The sequence below is a fragment of the Pseudomonas sp. MG-9 genome (genome assembly GCF_018729515.1).
Classification (GTDB): Bacteria; Pseudomonadota; Gammaproteobacteria; order Pseudomonadales; family Pseudomonadaceae; genus Aquipseudomonas; species Aquipseudomonas serboccidentalis.
In genome coordinates this window covers 433630-457731 of sequence record NZ_JAHHZH010000003.1, presented here as the reverse complement: position 1 = coordinate 457731, position 24102 = coordinate 433630, and the positions used below count along the sequence as shown (strand labels likewise).

At 63.5% G+C, this 24102-nt stretch carries 14 protein-coding genes and 1 pseudogene; 9 read left to right on the top strand and 6 right to left on the bottom strand.

What is annotated here, in order from left to right:
* Positions 1–89: 89 nt before the first annotated feature.
* Positions 90–236, bottom strand: a pseudogene (locus KKQ10_RS28705) (HAMP domain-containing protein); the annotation flags it as partial.
* Between the two features lie 1570 nt (positions 237–1806).
* On the opposite strand from KKQ10_RS28705, the gene KKQ10_RS10310 reads away from it, so the two are divergent.
* On the top strand, positions 1807–3123 hold the full coding sequence (locus KKQ10_RS10310; protein ID WP_215501020.1) for a Na+/H+ antiporter family protein: 1317 nt from the start codon (positions 1807–1809) through the stop codon (positions 3121–3123).
* A gap of 161 nt (positions 3124–3284) precedes the next feature.
* Positions 3285–4967, top strand: coding sequence for a methyl-accepting chemotaxis protein CtpM (gene ctpM, locus KKQ10_RS10305; RefSeq protein WP_215501019.1), 1683 nt, complete (start codon positions 3285–3287; stop codon positions 4965–4967).
* A gap of 119 nt (positions 4968–5086) precedes the next feature.
* Here ctpM and KKQ10_RS10300 read toward each other — a convergent pair whose 3' ends face one another.
* The gene (locus KKQ10_RS10300) at positions 5087–6022 is read right to left on the bottom strand and encodes a LysR family transcriptional regulator (protein WP_215501018.1); all 936 of its coding nucleotides are present in this window, start codon (positions 6020–6022) and stop codon (positions 5087–5089) included.
* A gap of 112 nt (positions 6023–6134) precedes the next feature.
* Between KKQ10_RS10300 and KKQ10_RS10295 the strand changes: the two genes are divergently transcribed.
* From KKQ10_RS10295 to KKQ10_RS10285, 3 genes are all read left to right on the top strand, one after another.
* A complete protein-coding gene (locus KKQ10_RS10295) occupies positions 6135–6620 on the top strand; it encodes a DMT family transporter (protein ID WP_127652212.1) in 486 nt (161 codons plus the stop codon).
* A gap of 3 nt (positions 6621–6623) precedes the next feature.
* Positions 6624–7079, top strand: a complete 456-nt coding sequence (locus KKQ10_RS10290; protein WP_215501017.1) for a DMT family transporter — start codon at positions 6624–6626, stop codon at positions 7077–7079.
* Positions 7080–7983: 904 nt separating this feature from the next.
* Positions 7984–8151, top strand: a complete 168-nt coding sequence (locus tag KKQ10_RS10285) for a metallothionein (RefSeq protein ID WP_081730276.1) — start codon at positions 7984–7986, stop codon at positions 8149–8151.
* Between the two features lie 23 nt (positions 8152–8174).
* Here KKQ10_RS10285 and KKQ10_RS10280 read toward each other — a convergent pair whose 3' ends face one another.
* Complete coding sequence (locus tag KKQ10_RS10280) at positions 8175–8447, bottom strand: hypothetical protein (RefSeq protein ID WP_127652210.1); 273 nt, start codon at positions 8445–8447, stop codon at positions 8175–8177.
* A 39-nt stretch (positions 8448–8486) separates the two neighbouring features.
* Positions 8487–8714: a DUF6555 family protein gene (locus tag KKQ10_RS10275; protein ID WP_127652209.1), complete on the bottom strand. Its 228-nt coding sequence runs from the start codon at positions 8712–8714 to the stop codon at positions 8487–8489.
* Positions 8715–8860: 146 nt separating this feature from the next.
* Here KKQ10_RS10275 and KKQ10_RS10270 point away from each other — a divergent pair, with 146 nt between their 5' ends.
* From KKQ10_RS10270 to KKQ10_RS10260, 3 genes are all read left to right on the top strand, one after another.
* Positions 8861–9628, top strand: a complete 768-nt coding sequence (locus tag KKQ10_RS10270) for an AraC family transcriptional regulator (RefSeq protein ID WP_252191553.1) — start codon at positions 8861–8863, stop codon at positions 9626–9628.
* A gap of 204 nt (positions 9629–9832) precedes the next feature.
* On the top strand, positions 9833–10006 hold the full coding sequence (locus KKQ10_RS10265; protein ID WP_127652207.1) for a DUF1427 family protein: 174 nt from the start codon (positions 9833–9835) through the stop codon (positions 10004–10006).
* A 31-nt stretch (positions 10007–10037) separates the two neighbouring features.
* Positions 10038–10994, top strand: coding sequence for a quinone oxidoreductase family protein (locus KKQ10_RS10260; protein WP_215501015.1), 957 nt, complete (start codon positions 10038–10040; stop codon positions 10992–10994).
* A gap of 122 nt (positions 10995–11116) precedes the next feature.
* Here KKQ10_RS10260 and KKQ10_RS10255 read toward each other — a convergent pair whose 3' ends face one another.
* Positions 11117–12139 (bottom strand): purine-nucleoside phosphorylase, encoded by a 1023-nt coding sequence (locus KKQ10_RS10255; protein ID WP_215501014.1) that lies wholly within the window; start codon positions 12137–12139, stop codon positions 11117–11119.
* A gap of 15 nt (positions 12140–12154) precedes the next feature.
* The gene (locus tag KKQ10_RS10250) at positions 12155–13114 is read right to left on the bottom strand and encodes a nucleoside-specific channel-forming protein Tsx (RefSeq protein WP_127652204.1); all 960 of its coding nucleotides are present in this window, start codon (positions 13112–13114) and stop codon (positions 12155–12157) included.
* 438 nt (positions 13115–13552) lie between these two features.
* Between KKQ10_RS10250 and KKQ10_RS10245 the strand changes: the two genes are divergently transcribed.
* Positions 13553–24076 carry an autotransporter-associated beta strand repeat-containing protein gene (locus KKQ10_RS10245; protein ID WP_215501013.1) on the top strand — a complete coding sequence of 3508 codons (10524 nt, stop codon included), beginning with the start codon at positions 13553–13555 and terminating at the stop codon, positions 24074–24076.
* Positions 24077–24102 lie beyond the last annotated feature (26 nt).

Below are 24102 nucleotides of genomic sequence, written 5' to 3'. Positions count from 1 at the left end.
TGGGTGGCGATGGCCGAGGACTGGTCGGCGGTGTTGCGCGCGTCCTGCACCGAGCGTTTCACTTCGGCGATGATCGGCTGCAACTTGTCGAGGAACTTGTTGAACCAACCGGCCAGTTGACCGAGTTCGTCCTGCTTGTCGTAGGCCAGGCGGCGGGTCAGATCACCTTCACCGCTGGCAATGTCTTCGAGCATGTTGGCCACGCCGAGGATCGGCCGGGTCACGCTGCGCGCCATCAGCCACACCAGCAGCAGGCCGACCAATGCCGCGAGCACGCCGAGGCTCAGTTCGATCAGGGTGCCTGAATGGTTGCTCGCATCCAGTTGCTGCTTGAGCGCTTCGGCGCGGCTGACCAGAACCTTTTCCGGCACGTCGAGCAACACGGCCCACGACGGGCCGCCGGGGATCGGCTGGAACGGCGACAGCACTTTCAGCTGGCCGTTGCTGTGCAGGCTGCTGACGCTGCTGCTGGCCGTGAGTTGACGCAGCAGTTCGGCGCCGCTGACGGTGTCCACGGCATCCAGACGCTTGCTCAGCTTGCCGGCGTCCGGGCTGTAACCGGCGAGCAGGCCGGTGGGGCTGATGATGCTCACGGCGGTCTGGCCGTCATAGAGCTTCTTGCTCGCGCCCTGGCTGATCGCTTGCAGGCTGTTGAGGTTGATGTCCACCGACAGCGAGGCGATGACTTTGCCATTGACTATCAGCGGGAAGACGATGCTGGTCATCAGCACGTTCTGGCCGTCGATCACGTAGAAGTACGGTTCGATCACGCACGGCTTGAGCGTGGTGCGCGGGCAGGTGAACCAGGCGTTGGCGGCCTGACCGCTGGGGCCGGTGCTGGTGTCGGCCATGTCGCTTTCCGGCAGGGCCATCGAGGTGACTTTGCCCGGGGTCGGTTGCGACCAGTACAGGGCGAAACGGCCCTTGTCGTTGCTGCCCAGCTCGGCCTGACCGGCGAACAGTTCATCCTTGCCGTCCAGCGCGTTGGCTTCGAACACCAGCGACAGGCCGAGCAGTTCCGGGTTGGCCTGCAGCGCGGATTTGACCTGACGGGTCATGTCTTCGCGCAGGTCGAAGGCATCGAGGAAGCGCTTTTCTGCCTGTTCACGCAAAAACAGCACCTGACGCGAGAACCCGTGGCCGTATTGATAGGCGTCCATGAACTGCTGGCGAATGCCGGCAGCCTGCACTTCACCTTGCGATTCAATGCGCGCCTGGGCCGACTCGGTCAGCATCTCCATGCTCGAAGCTTTCACCAGCTCGGAGCTGTGCTCCATGCGGTACAGCGAAAGACCCACCAGCAGGGTCACGATGCCCGCCAGGCAAAGGCCGGCGAGCAGGGTGATTTTCCATTGAATGGAAAGTTGTCTGAGCGACATGGCGACGTCCTTATTCGATAAATATCTGAGACTTTGCACTGTAACGGCTGCGTTTCGGCTTTCTTTATGTTGGCAGCGCAATAGGGCCGATTGCCGCATGTCAGCGATACTCATGCAGGCGATCAGATACCTGTGGTGAGGGGGCTTGCCCCCGTTGGGTCGCAAAGCGGCCCCGAATTCCTGCAGCCAAAACGAGTTCACTTGTATTGCGACTGCTGCGCAGTCGAACGGGGCAAGCCCCCTCGCCACAGGGTTCTGCGTTGATAGTTACATTCAGTTCAGCCGCTCGCTTTGACACCGCCGCCACTCTGCGGCACAGTGCGCGCCCTTCTAATAAGACCCTCTTTGCAAATCCGCCGGTGCTCCGTGGGCGGACTCATTCTGTCTGGCGGTGATGGTTTTATCGCCGTGTTTTTGAGGTAGTGAAATGAATGCAGTGATTGCTGCGGTCGGCGTCATGCTGATCCTCAGCCTGTCCCGTGTGCACGTGGTGATCGCCCTGATCGTCGGTGCGTTGGTCGGTGGCCTGACCGGTGGCCTGGGCATCGACGCCACGCTCAAGGCGTTCAACAGCGGCCTGGGCGGCGGGGCGACCGTGGCGTTGTCCTACGCGTTGCTCGGCGCTTTCGCCGTGGCGATTGCCAAGTCCGGCCTGGCCCATGCATTGGCCGACAAGGCGCTGGCGATGGTTGATCGGCAACATGCGACCGGTGGCGGTAACGTCAAATGGCTGTTGATCGGCCTGCTCTGGGTGGTGGCGATTGCTTCGCAGAACATCCTGCCGATCCACATTGCGTTCATTCCGTTGTTGGTGCCGCCGCTTTTATATGTGCTGACCAAGTTGCAACTCGATCGCCGCCTGATCGCCTGCGTCATGACGTTCGGCCTGATCACCCCGTACATGTTCCTGCCGGTGGGTTTCGGTAACATCTTCCTCAATGAAATCCTGCTGGCCAACGTCGCGCGCAGCGGCGTCGACATCAGTGGCATCAACGTCACCCACGCCATGGGCATTCCGGCGCTGGGCATGGTGTTCGGCCTGGCGATGGCGTTCATCAGCTATCGCAAGAAGCGCGTCTACGACCTGGCGAAGATCGAGCAGGTCGAGCAGGTGGCGGTGCAGTACAACCCGTTGAGCCTGATGATTGCCGGTGTGGCGATTGCGGCGGCGTTCATCGTGCAACTGTTGCTGGACTCGATGATTATCGGGGCGCTGGTCGGTTTTCTGATCTTCTCGGTGTCCGGCATCGTCAAGTGGCGCGAGACCGATGACCTGTTCACCGAAGGCATGAAGATGATGGCGATGATCGGTTTCATCATGATTGCCGCGTCCGGTTTCGCCGAAGTGATGAAGGCCACCGGGCAGGTGCAGACCCTGGTCGAATCGTCGGCGTCGTGGATCAACCACAGCAAAGGCGTCGGCGCGCTGCTGATGTTGCTGGTGGGGCTGCTGGTGACCATGGGCATCGGTTCGTCGTTCTCCACCGTGCCGATTCTGGCGGCGATTTTTGTGCCGCTGTGCGTGCAACTGGGCTTCAGCCCGCTGGCGATCGTCTGCATTGTCGGCACCGCCGGGGCGTTGGGCGATGCCGGTTCGCCCGCCTCGGACTCGACCCTCGGCCCGACCTCCGGCCTGAACATCGACGGCCAGCATCACCACATCTGGGACACCGTGGTGCCGACCTTCCTGCACTACAACCTGCCGCTGCTGGCGTTCGGCTGGGTGGCCGCGATGGTCCTCTGATTAAAAGCTGAAGATCAAAAGATCGCAGCCTTCGGCAGCTCCTACACCAATCTCTGTAGGCGCTGCCGAAGGCTGCGATCTTTTTTTGGGTTCAACTTTTGCTTGCGCGTGCCGTTAACGCCTTTAACCACGCCAATAAAACCAAAAGAGTGAGCCCCCCAATGCGCTTGAGTCTCAAGGCCAAAGTCCTGTCCCTTGCCGTCCTGCCGGTGTTGCTCTTTGCGCTGGTCATCAGCCTGACCACGCTGTTCATCCTCCAGCAACAGGCGCACACCGAGGTCGAGCAGACCCGCGAACGCCTGCTCGTCGACGCCAAGGCCACGCTGCAAAGTTACGTTGCCGTGGCCATGACCGCGATCAAGCCGCTGTACGACGCAGCCGCCCCCGGTGACAACGAAGCGCGGGCGCAGGCGATCAAGCTGCTGTCGGGCATCCGCTACGGCAAGGACGGTTACTTCTTCGGCTACGATTCCGAGACTGTGCGCCTGTTCAAGGCCAACGACCCCGAAGGCGTGGGCAAAAGCTTCAAGGACAACCGCGACCCCAACGGCGTTTACGTCAACCGCGGTCTGGTGAGCGTGGCGAAGGACGGCACCCACTATCTGCAATACAGCTCGCCGCTGCCGGGCAACGCGCAGGTGCTGGTGCCGAAACTCGGTTACACCGAATACCTGGCGAAGTGGGACATGGCGGTGGGGACCTCGGTCAACCTCGACGGCATTGAAGCGCAAGTGGCGTTGGTCGAGGCGCAAGTGCAGGAGCGCATGCAAGGCGTGATCCTGAGCATCGTCGGCGTGGCGGTGCTGGTGCTGTTGGTGATCGCCGCAGCGGGCCTGCTGCTGGCCAACACCATTCTGCGCCCGCTGACCCTGATGAAAGCCAACCTCGATGATATCGCCGCAGGCGAGGGCGACCTGACGCGCCGGCTGAACATCACCAGCCAGGATGAGCTCGGCGAACTGGCCGGCTCGTTCAACCGTTTCGTCGACAAGATCCACGGCCTGGTGCGGCAGATCACCGAGATGACCACGCAACTGACCGGCCTGGTGACCCAGGTGTCGGATCAGGCCCAGCGCTCCGATCAGGCGATGGAGCGTCAGCGTCACGAGACCGATCAGGTCGCCACGGCGATCAACGAGATGTCCGCCGCCGCTCAGGAAGTCGCCAAGAGCGCGCAGAACGCGGCGGTCGCCGCGCAGCAGACCGATGAAGAAGGCCAGAGCGCCAAACGCGTGGTGGCCGGCAGCATCAAACAGATTCATGCGCTGGTGGATGACATTCGCAGCAGCGGCGTGTCGCTCGACAGCCTGCAGCAGGACGTGTCGTCGATTGTCGGCGTGCTCGGGGTAATCCGCTCGATTGCCGAGCAGACCAACCTGCTGGCGCTGAACGCCGCGATCGAAGCCGCACGCGCCGGGGAGGCCGGGCGCGGCTTTGCGGTGGTGGCGGACGAAGTGCGGGCGCTGGCCAGCCGCACACAGATCAGCACCCAGGAAATTCAGGGCATGATCGATCGCTTGCAGGCGGGCACGCAGTCGGCGGTCGAGGCGATGCGCCGTTCCAGCGAAGCGGGGGATGGCACCTCGGCGCAGGCCAATCAGGCCGGGGCGTCGCTGGATGCGATGGCAGAGCTGATTGCGACCATCAACTCGATGAACGCGCAGATCGCCAGTGCGGCGGAGGAGCAGACGGCGGTGGCCGAAGAGATCAACCGCAGCGTGCATCAGATCGCCGTGGCGGTGGACAGCGTAGCGGATGAGACCCAGTTGGGTGCGCAGACCTCGCGCAGCCTGGCGGAGCTGGGGCAGCGGCTGGGCAAACTTGTAGGCCAGTTCCGTATCTGAAACTACCGCAGAACGCTGTGTAGGAGCTGCCGAAGGCTGCGATCTGTTGACTTTGATCTTTTAAAAGCAAGATCAAAAGATCGCAGCCTTCGGCAGCTCCTACAGGGAGCGTGCATGGCTCAAGGTCTGTCCCAGTAGGGCACTTCGCCGAAGCATTCGACAAAGAAATCAATCACCGTACGCACCTTCACCGACAGCCGCCGGCTGCCCGGCCACAGCACCGCAATCTGCTGCGGCTCCAGACTGTTCGACACTTGATACTCGCCCAGTACCGGCACCAGCGAGCCTTCGCGCACCGCTTCGCCAATCAGCCATGACGGAAACATCACCAGCCCCAGGCCTTGTTCGGCGGCCTGGGTGAGGGTGTCGGCGTGGTTGCCGGTGATCGGGCCTTTGACCGAGTAGGGTGTCCAGTCGCCTTGGTCCTGACGGAAGAACCAGCGCTGCTGGCCGGTCGCGCCTTTGTAGGCCAGGCACTGGTGCTGCGCGAGGTCGTCGGGATGTTGCGGCGTGCCGTGGCGCTTGAGGTACGCCGGGCTGGCCGCGACTTGAAAGCGGTGCGGCGCGAGAATCCGTGCCTGCATGCTCGAATCGTGCAGCGGGCCGATGCGAAACAGCAGGTCGGCGCCTTCCTGCAACGGGTCGACGTAATGGTCGGTCTGCTGGATGTCCAGTTGCAGCTTCGGATAGCGCGCACACAATTTGCCGAGCCACGGCGTCAGATGCCGTTGGCCGAACACCACCGGCGCGTTGATCCGCACCAGTCCGGTGGGTTCGCTTTGCTGTTCCTGCAATGCCTGTTCGGCCTCCTCCAGTTGCACCAGCACCAGCCGTGCGTGGTGACCAAGCATGCGTCCGGCCTCGGTCGGGCTGACGGCGCGGGTGTGGCGGTAGAGCAATTGCTGGTTCAGTGCCTGCTCCATCAACTGGATCTGCCGCGAAATCGAAGAGGGCGCCACGCCCTCGCGGCGGGCCACTTCGGAAAAACTGCCGTGGTCGAGCACCGCCACAAACAGCCTGATTGCCTTGAATCCGAGTTCATTGAGCCCGTGCATGAATCGTCCTGCTGTGCGAGTTGCGCAAAAGTGTTGTCCGGATGCTCCCATTTATCGCACAGCGGCGCCAGCCGATAATCCGCGCCATCGTTTACTTGCACGGGTTTTGGTTATGCAGACGTTGGATGAGGTGAGTGTGGCGGCGCCGGTGAGCAAACCGCGGTTGCGCCTGCTGTTGCTGCCGCTGGTGATCCTGGCGGGCATGGGTTTGTCGGTGGAGGCGGGGTTGCTCGGGCCGCTGGGGGGGCAGGTCGGGCACTTGTGGGCGACCTTGAGCATCTTCGGCGTGGGCTCGGCGATTCTGTTTCTGCTGTTGCTGTTCGCGGGGCCGCAGAAAGGCCCGGCGCTGACCGATCTGCCGCGCTGGCAATTGATCGGCGGCTTTCTCGGGCCGATGTACGTGGTGGTGCTGACATTGGCGACGCCGCATATCGGGATTGCGATGACGATGATCGCGATTCTCTCGGGGCAGGTGGGCAAGAGTGTGCTGATCGACCATTTCGGCTGGTTTGGCGCGACGCGCAAGAAGGTCAATGCCGAGCGCTGGCTGGCGTTGGGGTTGATTGTGGTGGCACTGGTTTTGATTGCGCGAGGTTGAGTGATGAGTCTGGTTATTTTGTTGGCCGTGGTGGTGCTGGCCGGTGCGGTGTTGAGTGTGCAGGCGGCGATCAATGGGCGCCTGGGGGAGACCGTCGGGGTGTTGCGCAGTAGTTTGCTGACCTTCGTGGTGGGGGCGGTGACGACCGGGTTGCTGATTCTGTTTTTCGAGCCGGCGCATGCGGTGAGTCTGTTGGACGTGCCGAAGTGGCAGTTGACCGGGGCACTGTTTGGGGTGGTTTACATGATGGTCATGGTCGGGGCGGTGCCGGTGGTGGGCACGGCGGTGGCGACGGTGGCGGTGATTGTTGGCCAGCTTGGGATGGGGATGTTGATTGATAACTTTGGCTGGTTGGGCAATCCGGCGATTGAGCTTTCGTCTTCTCGGGTGTTGGCGATGGTTTGTCTGGGGTTGGCTTTGGTCTTTATGTATCGCAGCAGTTTGCGTTCTGTTGACTGATTTTTTTGGGCATATCCGTTTCTTCGGGTATGGCGGCTGGCGGTTTCGCCCTTACGGCGAGTCACTTTTTCAAACGCCAAAAAGTAACCAAAACGCTAGGCCCCGGCGTTCGGCCCTCGCCGTGGCTCGGGTTCCTTCGTTCCGGGGTTCATCCGGGGGCATCGTCTACGGTTTGCTTCGCTGCACCTCCTCTCGATGTGTTTGGCTTCGCCAAACGGTCGCTGCGCTCCCACCCCCGGATAAACCCCTCCACTCAGCCTGCCGAAGGGGCCGGCAGATCAAGAGCTGCAGCCGAGCTAACGCTCATCCTGTTGAGTGGTGAAGAGCATGTGGTCTGCTTTTGCCTTTCTGTGTGCGAGCCTGCTCGCGATGGCGGCCTGCCAGCTAACCAATCTCTAACTGACTGCACCCAACCCCGATGTAGGAGCTGCCGAAGGCTGCGATCTTTTGATCTGTTTTGGCTTTGGCTCTTGATGTTGCTTTTGACCTTCAGCCCCTTCGGCAGGCCGAGCGAAGGTGTTCATCAGGGGATAGGCGCGCAGCGCCGTGCGGCGAAGCCGCATACATCGAGAGGAGGTGCAGCGAAGCAAGCCGTAGGCGATGCCCCCTGATGGACACCGTAGCGAGGGGACACTGAGCCTCAGCGAAGTGCCGTACGCCGGGGCAAAGCCTTTTGGGTTACCTTTTCGGCGTCTGGAAAAGGTGACTCGCTGTAAGAGCGAAACCGCCAGCAGCAGCACCCGAGGAAACGGATATTCACCCCATATGGCCAGCAGAAATGGATATACACCCAATCCCCCCGAAAAAACCAGATCAAAAGATCGCAGCCTTCGGCAGCTCCTACACTGTTATCTACGGCTTGCCCCACAAGCCCCGGACAACCACCAAAAAAGGAGTCTGACCCATGCCAGATAGAAAATGCGATTGCCCCAACTGTAAATGCACGATCAAAGAAGGCGACCACGCCTACGCCGTGCACGGCAAACACTATTGCTGCGAGGCCTGCGCGCACCACCACAAGGGCGGCGAGGAGTGTTCAAGCAAGGGCTGCCATTGCGCTCACCCCAAATAACCGCGCGCATAAAAAAGTGGAGCCTAATCAGGCTCCACTTCCAGTTTCAGGCTTTCATCATCCAGCCGTTCGGTATGGCGCACCGTGCCTTGCAATCGTCGACCTTCCACTCGAACCACCACGGTTTTCGCCTGGTCCAGGTCTTCCGGTAACGGTGCCGGCACGCGTACGGCGAAGCGATAGGGGTCACCTTCGACGGGTTCCAGGCCCAGCCGACAGTCGACGCTTTTGGTGATGCGGCCGAACAGGGTGTCGAGGCCGTAATCCAGATGCGCCGGGCTGAAGAGGTCGCTCATGTGTATCCCCCCGAAAATTCCCCGTTGCCTGGCGAGAGTCTAGCTCGCTGGTCGCCATTTGACGTTTTCCACGCCAAATTTCTCCGCCATCGGTTTGCTGGTCTTTTGCACTTTTTCCCGGCCGAAGCGCGGGATGCGACCCACGCCGGCGTCGCAGCTTGCCCAGTGCCACGCCTCGGCGTTGTCCATTTTGTCCGAGCGGATAATGAACGATTTCGGCGTGCCGTGAAGGGTGTAGTCGATGACAAACAGTTTTGCGTTGTTCATAAAGCCCGTATTCCTCCCTGTGGTATTAGAAGGATCGCGGCGCACCGGGAAAATTCACTCGGATTGTCCGACGGTATCTATCGTTGGCGACACCTCGGCGCACTGGTTACCATGGCCGCTCCGCCAACCGCCAATGAATGCTCGCCATGGCCCTCGCTGCGCCCCCCGATCTGAGTGATACCGATGTGCCGGTGCAGCCGCTGGCGCGTACCTATCCGCGCGGTTTGTTCATCGAGCCGCATGAGCATGTCTGGGGACAGTTGCTGTATGCGATGAGCGGAGTGATGTGGGTCGAGACCCCGCAGGAAGCGCTGGTGGTGCCGCCGCAGCGGGCGGTGTGGTTGCCGCCCGGGGTGCCGCATGGGATTCGCGTGGTCTCGGACCTGCAGATGCGCAATATCTACCTGCGCCCGGCGCTGGCGGCGACGCTGGATGAGACGGTGCAGGTGATCGAGGTCGGCGGGTTGCTGCGTGAGTTGATCGTCGGGCTGGTGGAGCAGGGCGACAGCGGTGAGCCGGCCTATTACGACGCCTTGGTCGGGCTCGCGTTGCTGGAGCTCAAGCGCGCCCGGCGCTCGCAATTGAAGATCCCGATGCCGGACGATTCCGACCGGCGTCTGATGAACCTGTGCCAGGCGGTGATGGCGGCGCCGTCGCTGGAGATCCCGTTCGAGCAGCATGCGGAAAACGCCGGGGCCAGCGTGCGCACGCTGGCGCGGTTGTTCAAGGACAGCCTCGGCATGGGCTTTGCCGAATGGCGGCGGCAGGTGCAACTGGCGACGGCGGTGGCGGAGTTGATTCAGGGCGTGCCAGTGAGTGCGATTGCCCGCGAGTTAGGTTATTCGCCGAGCAGTTTCAGTGACATGTTCCGCCGGGAATTGGGCGTGGCGCCCTCGCAATTCGCCACTGCCTGAACGCCCCCCTGTAGGAGCTGCCGCAGGCTGCGATCCTTTGATCTTGTTTTTACAAATCAAAGTCAAAAGATCGCAGCCTGCGGCAGCTCCTACAGGGGATTGCATCGCCTGAGATTTGGCCGGAATTCAGAAGTCCTTGGCCGATACCGCTGCCCATCCTTCCCTAGACTCTGCCCATTCCTTTCACGTGGCGGAGTGTTCCCCATGAACTACCTGATTTCGCTGGCCATCGGCCTGGGCGTCGGCCTGCTCTATGGCGCGCTGAATTTTCGTTCTCCGGCGCCACCGGCCATCGCCCTGGTGGGGCTGCTTGGCATGCTCGCGGGTGAGCAGTTATGGCCGATGGGCCGGCAACTGGTCGCCGGTTGGTTCTCGTGAATTTCCCTTTCTCCCTTCGGTGGATGTCCTCATGAAAGCATTGCAATTCGATAAAACCGGCGATCTGTCCTCCCTGCGTTTCGTCGATGTCGCCACTCCGGTATCCGGCGCCGATGAAGTGCTGGTCGAGATCAAGGCGGCCGGCCTGAACCCCAGCGACGTGAAGAACGTGCTCGGGCGTTTTCCTTACACCACCTTGCCGCGAATTCCCGGGCGCGATTTTGCTGGTGTAGTGGTCGAAGGGCCGCAGGCGTTGCTCGGTCAGGAAGTCTGGGGCACCGGGCGTGAACTGGGCTTTTTTGCCGATGGCTCGCACGCGCAGTTCGTCAAGCTGCCGGCCAACGGCGTGGCACACAAACCATCGCACTTGAGCTTCGCCCAGGCTGCCAGCCTCGGCGTGCCGTACACCACGGCGTGGGATGCACTGGAGCGCAGCCTGGTGAGTGCTGAAACCCGTTTGCTGGTGATCGGCGGCGGTGCGGTGGCGACGGCGGCATTGGCGCTGGCCAAGGTCCGTGGTGCGCAGCTACTGGCGGCGGCGCGGCGGCCGGAGCAGGTCAAGGATTTGCAGGCGCAGGGCTTCCAGACGATCCAGCTGGATAAACCCGAAGACCTCGGTGCACAGGTCAACGCGGTGTACAGCGGCGGCGCCGATGTGATCTTCGACACCACCGGTTTCTGGTTGCCGGCCTCGGTGGCGGCGCTCGCAGCGTTCGGTCGCATCGCGATCATCGCGGCCCCGGTCGACGGCCATGTGCAGTTGCCGGCGCTGGCGCTGTACCGCAAGGGCGGCTCGGTGGTCGGGATCAACTCGCTGTTGTACGGCGTGCAAGCCTGTGCGGCGATGCTGGAGCAGTTCGGGCGGTTCTTCGATGAAGACCGGCTGCCATTGCCGCAAGGGTTGGTGGAGGTGCCGCTGGCGGAGGGTGTGCAGCGTTATGCAGAGATTAATCAAGGCAGTGGTGACAAGATCATCCTGATTCCATAAGCACCACGTCCCCCCCTGTAGGAGTGAGCCTGCTCGCGATAGCGGAGTGTCAATTACAAATGGGTTATCTGACACACCGCTATCGCGAGCAGGCTCACTCCTACAGGGGGTTTATGGTGGGCTCAGGATTGCGGGACGCCGTTCTCCCACGCCGACCAGTGTTTCAGGATGTCCTGCACCAGCGGATTACCCGTGCGATAGAGGTTCTCCAGCGCCGGCGCGAACCCGCCCTGATCGGCGTACTTGAGCAGGTTGTCGACTTCGCTGCCGCCCGGGGCAGGGCGGTCGAAGTCGGAGCCGGCGCGCACCACCGCCAGGCGTTGTACATCGACCAGGCCTTCGCGACTGGCGCGCAACAAGGCTTCGTAGGTGGAGTTGTCTTCCTGTTGAGTAGTGCAGTATTCCCCCTTGTTGTCGGTCAGCAGTCTGGTCCAGACCTCGGCGCGTTCGCTCAGGCGGGTGCCGGAGAACCAGGTGTTGCCCGCCAGCGTGTCGCAACGGGTGACGACTGGCGGCTGGTTGGCCGGGGCGGACGGGTATTTCAGGCGCCACGCCGCTGATTCCTTACTCTCGCTCAGCTCGACCTTGTGGCTCAGGGCGAAGGCCTTGGCCTGCAACGTCGGGTTGAGTTCGAAGACTTCGGTCTTGTAGTCCAGCGGCGGTTTTTCGTTCGGGCCTTTGGTGTTGATGCCGAGGTAGCCGGTCGGCCAGCTCGCCGGCGCATCGCGCGAATCCAGCTCCCATTGCGTACCGAATTCCACCAGGTAATGCGCCCACGCGGCGGTGCCGATGGTTCCGTGTTTCGGGCTGATGCCGGCGATCCCGGCGATCAGGAAGTAGCTTTTGCGCAGGTCGAATTTCGGCGACAGGGCCAATGCCAGCGTCGAGGCGGCGGCGTTGGTCTGGCCCATGCCGGTGGTCAGCAGGCACACCTGTTGCGTGTTGCAGCGGATGGTCGGGTACTCGGCGGACAGGCCCGGCACGCGGATTTCCTGTTTCAGGTCCAGGCGCTCGATCCAGTGCTGCGCCTCGGGGGCGAACATGGTGATCAGCACCACTTTCGGCTGGATCGGCGCCTCAGCCGCCCAAGTGGTGGAAGAGAGCAGGGCCGCAGCGGCCAGGGTCAGACGCGTCATTGCTTGCATGAGAATCTCCTGAATTCAGAACTGGTAGCCGATGCCGGCGTAGTAACCCCAACCGTTGGAGCGTGCGCGGAAATTGCCGTCGCCGAAGTTCAGCTCGCTGCCGTCCTCCCAGTTGCCGCCGTTGTGGAAATAACGGCCGACCAGGGTGAAGCGCAAATGGGTGAACGAGTACAGCAGCACGTTGGTCGCCACCGTGGCGTTGGCGGTGCGCGCCGGATTGTCCTTGTGCAGGTCCGAGCCGAAATCGAAGTTGGTGAAGCCGATGTAGGTCAGCGACGCGCCGTTGCTGAATTTGTCGATGGGCACGATGTACTTCAACTGGGCACGGTAGCCGTCCCATGAGTATTCATTGCTCGCGCCGTAGTTTTCCCACTGGTAACGCCCGTACAGATTGGCCGACAGGTTGACCCGCGAATGGGTGTCGATGTCGGTGCCCAAACCGCTGTACAGAGTGTTGGCGCGATTCTCCTTGCGGCTGCCGTGATCGTAGATCCAGTCGAACGCCACGTACCATTCCTTGAACGGGCCGATGGCCAGGCTGCGGCCGGCGAGGTAGTCGATGGAGATGCGCGGTTCGTGCTCCATGAACACCGGCGAGCCGTGGTCCCACACGCCTTTGTCGTGGCTGTTGCCGATGTTGAAGATCTTCGGGATGTCGACGTAGCCGTACAGCTCGAACGGCCCCTTGCGCCCGAAGTACTCGTATTCCAGGTAGATATCGTCGGCCGGTTGCGGACCGAAACTGATGTCCTTGCTGCCGATCAGCGTCAGGTCCTGGTTGTACCAGTCCGACAGGTACGCACCTTCCTTTGGCGGGCTGGCTTCGGGGCTGAGGGTCTCGCCCTGGGCGGATTCTTCGGGTTGGGCCGGTTGCGCCAGCGCGGTGTGGCTGAGAACTCCGGTAACGCCGGTCAGTAGCAAGGAAACGGCAAACGTGCGCGCAAACGGGGCGCGAAGCAGGGAAGCGGCGTGCATTCAAAGTCCTTTTTTTGCAGATCGAGGCCCGGTTCTGCGGGTCCGTACGGTTTTGTTTCGAAAAAGCCGGTATTGGCAGGTCGCAAACGTTTGCACAAGGCGTACCAACTCTCTCTGGTTGCCCTGTGGGCGCTGCGGCACGCTGCGATCTTTTGATCTTGATCTTTAAAGCAAAATCAAAAAGATCGCAGCGTGCCGCAGCTCCTACAGAGGGGGATTGCGCGTTCCAATCCGCGTGTCTGCTGGCCGAAAGCCCCGTTCTAGACGGCTAGTATTAAAGTATTAACACCATTTAATCAGTGCTCCATGACGGGGCGTCTACTAGCTTGTCACCCATGACGCGGTTTTTGTGATGACCGTCGCAGTCTTGATTCGCGTGTGGAATAAGCACGGCTACACGCCTTCAAGGAAGAATCTGGCCACGATAAGGAGTAGCCCGTGGAAGCAAGGTTTGGCGTTGCCCTCGTTTCGCGTTTCTCCCCTCTTTCCCTTGCTGTGCACCTGAGCGTTGCCGGGCTGTTGTTCGGTGGCGTCAGCGCACCTGCCCTGGCCACGTGCTCCACGGCCGGTTCCACGGTGACCTGTACCGGTGTGCCGAGTCTGCCGCTGTTTCTCAACAACTTTTCCAGCGCCACCAGCGGCCTGACAGTCAACGTCAACTCCGGCGCGCAAATGAACGCGACCCTCGGTGGTCACGTGATGGACCTGACCGGGGTCAACATCACTTTGAACAACTCCGGCACGATCGACCCGGCGCTGCTGGGGCTGGTGTCGGTGTTGAGCGGCGGTGCCTTCATCGGCACTGGCGCAACGAGTACGGTCAGCGTGCTCAACAACGCCAGCGGGATCATTCGCGGCACCGGCATGTTGCTTGGGCTCAACCTGACCAGCGTTGACGGCCTGGGCATTGCGGTGAACAACGCCGCGGCCGGCACCACCAGCATCATCAACAACGGCACCATCACCTCGACCGGACTCTCGGTCGGTGGCATCACCCTGGCCGATACTCCGGTGGTCGGCGTCTACGGCGGTTCGCAGGTCAACATGACCAACAGCAGCACCGGCGTCATCAACGGCCGGATCGCCTTCGAGACTTCGGCGGCGGGCAACACCTTCACCAACGCCGGCGCGATCACTGGCGGCGTGTCGATGGGCGCGAGCAGTACCAACACCTTTACGGCGATCACCGGCTCGTCGGTCAGTGTCGGTGACGGCGTGCAAATCAGCGTCGGCCTCGGCGGACTGATCGGCATCAACCTGACTTTCGCCCCGACCGGCACCGTCGACGGCGGCGCGGGCGGCACCAACAGCCTGATCCTGCAGAACCCGATCGGCGTCGGCGGCGGCACCACCGGGGTCGGCACGGCTTCGAGCGCCACCTACGTCAACTTCAACAACCTGACCATCAACAGCGGCACCTGGACCCTGCAGGGGCCATTGGTCAGCGGCGCGACCACGCTCAATGGCGGTGTCGCCCAGTTCAACAACAACGCCACATTCGGCAGCGGTGTGCTGACTTCCAACGGCGGGATCTTGCAGGCCAGCAACGCCGGTTTGAACATCAGCAACCTGATCTCCCTCGGCGCCGGTGGCGTGACCGTGCAAGGCACCAACGCAACGACCCTGAGCGGGGTGATTTCCGGCAGCGGCGGCCTGACCAAAGTCGGTTCCGGGCAACTGAGCCTCAGCGCCGCCAACACCTACCTGGGCAACACCACACTCAACGGTGGCACCGTGCAGTTGGGCAACAACCTGGCGCTGAGCACCGGCACCCTCAACGTCACCGGCGCGACCACTTTGAGCGCGCCCGGCACGATCAACCTGAACAACGCGATCAGCCTCGGCGGCACATTGACGGCCGGCGGCACCGGCGCGCTGACGCTCGGCGGCTTGATCACCGGCAGCAGCGGCCTGACCAAGACCGGCACCGGCAGCCTGACCCTCAGCGGTGCCAACAGCGGTTTCACCGGCACCACCACCCTGAGCGCCGGCAGCCTGCTGGTGACCAACAACGACTCGCTGGGCAGCGGCGCGCTTAACACCGCCGCCGGCACCAGCCTCGACAGCACTGCCAACGTCACCCTGGCCAACAACATCGCCATGACCGGTGCGCTCAACGTGCTCGGCAGCAATGCCCTGACCCTGGGCGGCGTGTTGTCCGGCACCGGCGGCATCAGCAAAAGCGGCAGCGCCAGCCTGACCCTGACCGGCAACAACACCAACGCTGGTAATACGCTCCTCAATGCCGGCAGCCTGTTTGTCGGCAGCAACACCGCACTGGGGACCGGCGCGTTGAGCGCGGCGGCCGGCACCACGCTGGATGCAACCACCGCAGTGACCCTGGCCAACGCCGTCGCGCTGGCGGCGGATCTGACCATTGGCGGCACCCAGGCATTGGGCCTGAGCGGGGTCGTCAGCGGCGCCGGCAACCTGATCAAGAACGGCACCGCGAGCCTGAGCCTCAGCGGCAACAACACCTACGCCGGTGGGACTGCGCTGAATGCCGGCACGCTGATTGTCGGTTCCAGCACTGCGCTGGGCACCGGCGCGTTGACCACCGCAGCAGGCACCACCCTCGATGCCAGCACCGCCGTGGCGCTGACCAACGCGGTCAGCCTCGGCGGCAACCTGAACATTGGCGGCAGCGCCGACCTGACCCTGGGCGGCATCGTCAGCGGCAGTGGCGGACTGACCAAGAACGGGGCGGCCAACCTGATTCTCAATGGCAGCAACACCTTCCTTGGTGCCATCGCGCTGAACGCCGGTACCCTCACGGCGGGCACCAGCACGGCGCTCGGCAGCGGCGACATCACCGTCGGCGGTGTGTCGACCCTCGACAGCAATGCCGCGGTGACGCTGAACAACGGCATCATTCTCAACAACAGCCTGGGGATCGGCGGCAGCAACGCGCTGACCCTCGGCGGCGTGATCAGCGGTACCAGCCAACTGGTGAAAAACGGCGCCGCCAATCTCACGCTCAACGGCACCAATACCTACAGCGGCGGCACCAGCCTGAATGCCGGCAGCCTGACGGTTGGCAACGGCGCCGCACTGGGCACCGGCGATTTGTCGGTGGACGGCGCGGGCACGCTCAACAGCAGCTCGGCCGTGACCCTGAGCAACAACGTGATTCTCAATGCCAACCTCACCGCCGGCGGCGCCAACGCCCTGACCCTTGGCGGTGTGATCAGTGGCGGCAGCGGCCTGATCAAGACCGGCGCGTCGAGCCTGACCCTCAGCGGCAACAACACCTACACCGGCACCACGGCGCTGAATGCCGGCTCGCTGATCGTCGGCTCCAACACCGCACTCGGCACCGGCGCACTGAACGCCTCGAACGGCACGACGCTGGATGCCGGCACGGCTGCAACGCTGGCGAACAACGTCAACCTCGGCGGCACCCTGACCGTCGGCGGCAGCAATGCGCTGACGCTCGGCGGGGTGGTCGCCGGCATCGGTGGCCTGGTCAAGAACGGCGCGGCCGCCCTGACCCTCAACGGTGCCAATACCTATTTCGGCAACACCGCACTCAATACCGGCAAGCTGATTGTCGGCAGCAACACCGCGCTGGGTGCCGGAACATTGAATGCGGCGGCCAACACCACGCTGGACGCCAACACGGCGGTCAGCCTGAACAACGCGGTGGCCCTGGCCGGGGCGCTGAACGTCGGTGGCACGGCTGACCTGACCCTGACCGGTCTGGTCAGCGGCGCTGGCAGTCTGGTGAAAAGCGGCACGGCCAATCTGATTCTCAACGCGGCCAACAACTACCTCGGCGGCACCACGCTGAATGCCGGCACCCTGACCGTTGGCAACAGTTCGGCGCTGGGCTCCGGTGCACTGACCGTCGCGGGCGCCGCGACGCTGGACAGCAACTCGCCGCTGGTCAGCCTCAACAACGACGTCACCCTGAATGCCGCGCTGACCGTGGGCGGCACGCAGAACCTGACCCTCGGCGGCGTCACCAGCGGCACCGGCCAGTTGATCAAGGACGGTGCGGCCAACCTGACGCTCAATGGCAACAACACCTTCAGCGGCGGTACCACCCTCAACGCCGGTTCCCTGACCCTGGGCAATGCCAACGGCCTGGGCAGTGGCGCATTGACTGTCGGCGGCGCCGCGACGCTGGATAACAGCGCCTCATTCGGCATCGGCAATGCGATCACGCTGAATGCCGGCCTGACGGTGGTCGGCAACAACGACTTGAGTCTCAACGGCATCATCGACGGCGCCGGCAGCCTGACCAAAAACGGGCTGTCGGACCTGACCCTGGCCGGCAGCAACACCTTCACCGGTGCACTGAATATCGTCTCCGGCAGCGTCACCACCCTCAACACCAATGCGCTGGGCGCGACTTCCGGCGTCAACATCAGCGCCGGCGCCGGCCTGAATCTGGGCAGCGATGCCAGCCTCGGTGCGCTGACCGGCAGCGGCAGCGTGCAACTGACCGGCAGCAACACGTTGACCGTCGGCGGTGGCAACGTCACCAGCACGTTTGACGGTGATCTCAGCGGCAGCGGTGGCCTGACCAAAGTCGGCACCGGCACGTTGAATCTCACCGGCATCAACGGCATCACCGGCAACACCGCGATCAACGGCGGTACGGTGGACCTCAGCGGTTCGCTGGCCAGTGCACAGGTCAACGTCAATACCGGCGGCACCCTGACCGGTACCGGCTCGGCGCTCGGCACGGTGAACATCAACAACGGCGGGCATCTGGCGCTGTCGTCGGGCAATACTTTGTCGGCCTCGTCGCTGGTGCTGGGCGCCGGCAGCAATGTCGATGTGGCACTGGGCACACCGTCGACCTCGTCGCTGATGAACGTCGGTGGCAACCTGACCCTCGACGGCAATCTCAACGTCACCGATGCCGGCGGTTTCGGTGTCGGGGTGTATCGCGTGTTCAACTACACCGGCAGCTTGACCGACCTGGGGCTGGATGTTGCCGGCGTGCCGGTCGGTTATGGCCTCGGTGATCTGGTGGTGCAGACTGGCGTGGCCAATCAGATCAACGTTCAAGTGTCGGCACCGAACGTCAACATTCGTTACTGGGATGGTAGCCAGACCATCGCCAACGGGGTTGTCGATGGCGGCAGCGGGACCTGGAACGCGGTCGGCACCAACTGGACCGATGCCAACGGTCTGGTCAATCAACCGTGGGCCGGCGACTTCGCGGTGTTCCAGGGCGCAGCGGGCACTGTGACGGTGAACGGCACGCAACTGTTCACCGGCCTGCAGTTCGTCACCGACGGCTACAACCTGGTCAATGGCACGGCAGGGCAACTGACCGCCGTCAACGGCACCGGCGGCACCACGGCGGTACGGGTTGATCCGGGCGTGACTGGCACCCTCGGCGTGAATATTGATGGCAGCGGCATTCTCAACAAACTCGACAGCGGCACCCTGGTGCTCAATGGCGCCAACACCTACAGCGGCGGCACACAACTGGACGGCGGCAAGATCATTGTCGGCAGCAACACCGCACTGGGTAGCGGCACGCTGACCGCCAACGCCGGTACGCAACTCGACAGCAACACCGCCGTGACCCTCGGCAACGCCGCCACACTCAATGGCAACCTGACCGTGGTCGGCAGCAATGCGCTGACCCTCACTGGCGTGATTGGCGGCACCGGCGGGCTGATCAAAAACGGCGCGGCGAACCTGACCCTCGGCGGCAACAATGCCTTCCTAGGCCCGGTGGCCTTGAACGCCGGCGGGTTGATTCTGGCGTCGAACTCGGCGCTGGGTTCCGGCACGCTGAACGCTGCTGGGGGCACCACGCTTGATGCGAGCAGCGCGGTTTCGCTGAACAACGCGGTCAACCTCGCCGGCAATGTCGGCGTCGGCGGCACGGCGGATCTGACGCTGGCCGGCACGCTCAACGGCGCCGGCAGCCTGACCAAGAGCGGTGCGGCCAACTTGACCCTGAGTGGCAACAACAACTTCCTTGGTGGCGTCACCCTGAATGCCGGCACCCTGACCGCCGGCAGTAACTCGGCGCTGGGCCTGGGCAACCTGACCGTGGCCGGCGCTTCGGCGCTGGCCGGCACCAGCGTGCTGAGCCTGGGCAACAACGTGCTGCTCAACGCCAACCTGAGCAACACCGGCAGCAACAACCTGACCCTCGCTGGCGTGGTCAGCGGCGCGGGTGGGCTGATCAAGGACGGCGCGTCGAACCTGACCCTCAACGGCATCAACACCTACTCCGGTGGCACCACCCTGAACGCCGGTACGCTGACCCTCGGCACCGGTGCCTCGATGGGTAGCGGTGCGCTGACCGTGGCCGGTTCATCGACCCTCGACAACAGCGCGCCGCTGGTACTGGCGAACGACGTCAACCTCAATGCCAACCTGAGTCTGGCCGGCAACAACAACCTGACCCTCGGCGGCGTGATCGACGGGGCGGGCACCCTGACCAAGAACGGCCTGGCCGACGTGACGCTGTCCGGCAACAACACCTTCAGCGGCACCTTTGACGTGTTGTCCGGCAGCCTGACCACCCTGGGTGGCACGGCATTGGGCAATAACGCCACGGTCAGCCTGGGCGGCGGCGCAGCGCTCAATCTCGGCGCCTCGGGCAGCCTCGCCAGCCTGACCGGCAGCGGTACGGCGTTGGTTGGCACTGGCAACACGTTGAGCCTCGGCGGCAACAACGCCAGCAGCACCTTCGCCGGTGTCCTCAGCGGGGCCGGCGACCTGACTAAACTCGGCACTGGCACCCTGACCCTCAGCGGCATCAGCGACCTGACCGGCGACACCAACGTCAACGCCGGCACCTTGCAGGTCAACGGTTCGCTGGCCAGCGGCAACGTGCTGGTCAACAGCGGTGGTACCCTCGGTGGCAGCGGCACCTTGACCGGTGCGGTGACAGTGGCCGACGGCGGGCATCTGGCGGGCGCGACCGGCAGCACCTTGTCGGTGGATTCGCTGGTGCTCAACGGCAATTCCAACTTCGACGTCGGCCTCGGCGTACCGGTCGCCGGTGGCGGCAATGCGCTGGTCAATGTCGGCGGCAACCTGACCCTCGACGGTAACCTCAACGTCAGCGACATCGGTGGTTTTGGCAGCGGCGTGTATCGCCTGATCAACTACACCGGCGGCCTGACCGACAACGGCCTGCTGATCGGCACGGTGCCGGGCAGCGTCACGCCGGGCGATCTGACCCTGCAAACCGCGCTGGCCAACCAGATCAACCTGCTGGTTATCGCACCGGGCGTCACCGTGCAGTTCTGGGACGGCAACCAACTGGTGGCCAACGGTTCGGTGGATGGCGGCAGCGGTACCTGGGGCACCGGCACCACCAACTGGACCGATGTCAACGGCACCACGAATCAGGCCTGGACCAACAACTTCGCAGTGTTCCAGGGCACGGCGGGCACTGTGACCGTCAACGGCGCGCAAACCATCACTGGCATGCAGTTCGTCACCGACGGCTACAGCCTGCAGAGCGGCACGGCGGGTTCGCTGAATCTGGTCAACGGTTCGCTGGGCAATGCCTCGGTGCGGGTCGATCCGAACGTCATTGCGACCGTCGGCGTGGCACTCAACGGCACCGGCACCCTTGGCAAATACGACAGCGGTACGCTGGTGCTCAACGCCGCCAACGGCTACACCGGCGGCACTGCGCTCAACGGCGGCAAGATCGTCGTCGGCAACAACGCGGCGCTTGGCACCGGCGTGCTGACCGCTGCGGACGGCACGGCGCTGGACAGCAACGCGGCGGTCAGTCTCGCCAATAACGTGGTGCTCAACGGTGGCCTGAGCGTCGCCGGCAGCAACGCCTTGACCCTCGGCGGTGTGGTCAGCGGTGCGGGCAGCCTGATCAAGACTGGCGCGTCGAGCCTGACCCTCAACGGCAGCAACACCTACAGTGGTGGCACTCAACTCGCTGGCGGCACGCTGGTGCTGGGTAACAACAGCGCAATCAGCAGCGGCGCACTGAGCGTGACCGGCAACGGCACCCTCGACAGCACCTCGGCGCTGCAACTGGCGAATGCCGTCAACCTCGGTGCGCAACTGACCCTGGCCGGCAACCAGAACACCACGTTGCTGGGCGCCGTCACCGGCACCGGCAGTCTGGTGAAAAACGGCAGCGGCGATCTGCTGCTCAGTGGCGCCAACACCTACAGCGGCGGCACCACGCTGAACGGTGGCAGCACCACGGGCGACACCAGCAGCCTGCAAGGCGCCATCGTCAACAACGCGGCGCTGACCTTCGCGCAAAACGCCGACGGCAGCTACACCGGCACCCTCACCGGCAGCGGTACGCTGAACAAAACCGGCACCGGTCAGCTGCTGCTGACCGGCAACAACACCTTCACCGGCGACACCTCGGTACAGGCTGGCAACCTGATCGTCAACGGCGTGCTCAACAGCGCCAACGTCAATGTCGCCAGCGGCGCGACAGTCGGCGGTAGCGGGCAACTGGGTGGCAACGTGCAACTGGCCAGCGGCGCGACGCTGACCGGTGGTGGCACCGCCACACCATTGTCGGTCGGTGCGCTGGCACTGTCATCGGGCACCAATCTGGACTTCAGCCTCGGCTCGGCCGCAAGTTCCACCACGGTGGTCAACGTCGGCGGCAACCTGACCCTCGACGGCACGCTGAACATCAGCAACGCCGGCGGCTTCGGCACCGGGGTCTATCAACTGTTCCGCTACGGCGGCAGCCTGACCGACAACGGTCTGGTCTACGGCAGCCTGCCGGTATCGGCGGCCAACCTGACCCTGCAAACCGCGATTGCCAATCAGGTCAACCTGCTGGTGCAGGGTACCCCGGGTGAAGTGCAGTTCTGGAACGGCGGCACCACCAACCCTGATGGCAGCATCGGCGGCGGCAGTGGCGTGTGGGGCCCGGGGACTAACTGGACCGATCCGAGCGGTACGCAAGCCTTGGCGTCCAATGGTCAGTTCGCCGTGTTCGGCGGCCAGCCAGGTGTCGTCACCGTGCAGGGCAATCAAAACTTCACCGGCCTGCAATTCCTTACCAGTGGCTACAGCGTGGTTCCGGGGGCTGGCGGTACGCTGACGCCGGTCAATGGTGCCGATGGCAGTCTGGCGCCGGTGCGGGTGAATGCCGGCGCCAGCGCTGAAATCTCCGCACCGCTGGTGGGTACGGGAGGTATCGAGAAACTCGATTCCGGCACCTTGATTCTCTCGGCTGCCAATACCTACAGCGGTGGCACCACGGTCAGCGGCGGTACGCTGATCGGTAACACCACCAGCCTGCAAGGCAACATCACCGACAACGCCTTGCTGGTGTTTCAGCAGAATGTCGATGGCCAGTTCAATGGCATTCTCAGCGGTACCGGGGAGCTGGCCAAACGTGGCACCGGCACCTTGTTGCTGACTGGCAACCAGCCATTCAGCGGCACTGTCGCGGTCGATCAAGGCCTGCTGCAAGTCGGCAGTCGTGCGGCCCGGGCGTCGCTGGGCGGGCAGGTCACCGTCGCCAACGGCGCAGGCCTGAGCGGTAATGGCAGCGTTGGTTCGGTACTCAACCACGGTGTGGTGGCTTCCGGTGGCGCTGACGGCACCTTGAGCGTGGCCGGCAACCTGACCAACGCCAGCGACGGTGTGTTGGCGCTGACGGTCAGCTCGCCGACCGCCACGCCACTGGCGGTGGGTGGCACGGCAGCCCTGAGTGGTGGTCTGGTGGTCAACAGCCTTGCGCCGTTCACCGGCAACACCACTTACTCGCTGATCACTGCGGGCGGCGGCGTGACCGGCACCTTCAGTGCGGCCGATCTGCCGCAGTACGCGTTCCTCAGCAGCTCGCTGGTCTACGGTGCCGATTCGGTCAACCTGACCGTGAGCCGCAACGGCAACTCGTTCGCCGACGTCGCTGCCACGGGTAACCAGCGCGGCACGGCCACGGCACTGACGAACAACGGGGCGGCCGGCGCAGCGCTGCAGAACCAGATCGTCAACCTCAGCGTGGCCGGGGCGCGCAATGCCTTTGACAGCCTCTCCGGGGAAATCCACGCCAGCACCGCAAGCGCCATGCTCGAAGACTCGCGCTTCATCCGCGAGGCGGTCAACGACCGGATGCGCCAGCCGTCGTGCAGCGCTTTGGATGATCCACGCAGAACCCTGGCACCGAGCGACACCCAACTGAGCAGCAACGGTTGCCACGAGGAAATGGTCGGCTGGATTCGGGCCATCGGTGCCTGGGGTGACATGGGCGGCGACAGCAACACGGCGAAAGTCGATCGCAACCTCGGCGGTTTCATGCTCGGCACCGACAAGGCGCTGGACGACACCTGGCGTGCCGGGATGGCCGCCGGTTACACCCGCAGCAACCTCAACGCGCATGATCGCAACTCCGATGCCAAGGTCGACAGCTACCACCTGGCCGGTTACCTGAACTCGCAGTTCGATGCACTGGCGGTGCGCCTCGGCGCGGCTTACAGCTGGCACAGCATCGAGACCAAGCGCGATGTCAGCGTCGGCAGCTACAACGATCGTCTGAAGGCTGATTACGATGCTCGCAGTGCTCAGGTGTTCGGTGAAGTGGGTTACGCGATCAACGCCGCCGGCGTTGCCATCGAACCGTTCGCAGGGCTCGCCTACGTCAACTACGACAGCGACACGGCCAAGGAAAAAGGCGGAGTGGGGCGCCTGAAGGCCGACGCCGATCAGGACATCACCTACTCGACGCTCGGGGTACGCGTCGGCAAATTGGTGACCCTGGCCAACGGCAGCCAACTGACGCCACGTGCCGCCATCGGCTGGCGTCATGCCTACGGCGACACCAAGCCTGACGCCGACCTGACCTTCATCGACGGCGGCGCCTCGTTCAGCACCCAGGGCGTGCCGATTGCCAAGGACAGCGCACTGCTCGAAGCCGGTATCGACTTCCAGGTCACCCCGACCGGCAAGCTGGGCATCGGCTACTCGGGCCAGGTGTCGAGCGACAACAACGACAGCGCGTTCAACATCAGCTTCAGTCAAAGCTTCTGAATCATGGTCGAAGTACTTTAGCCGCC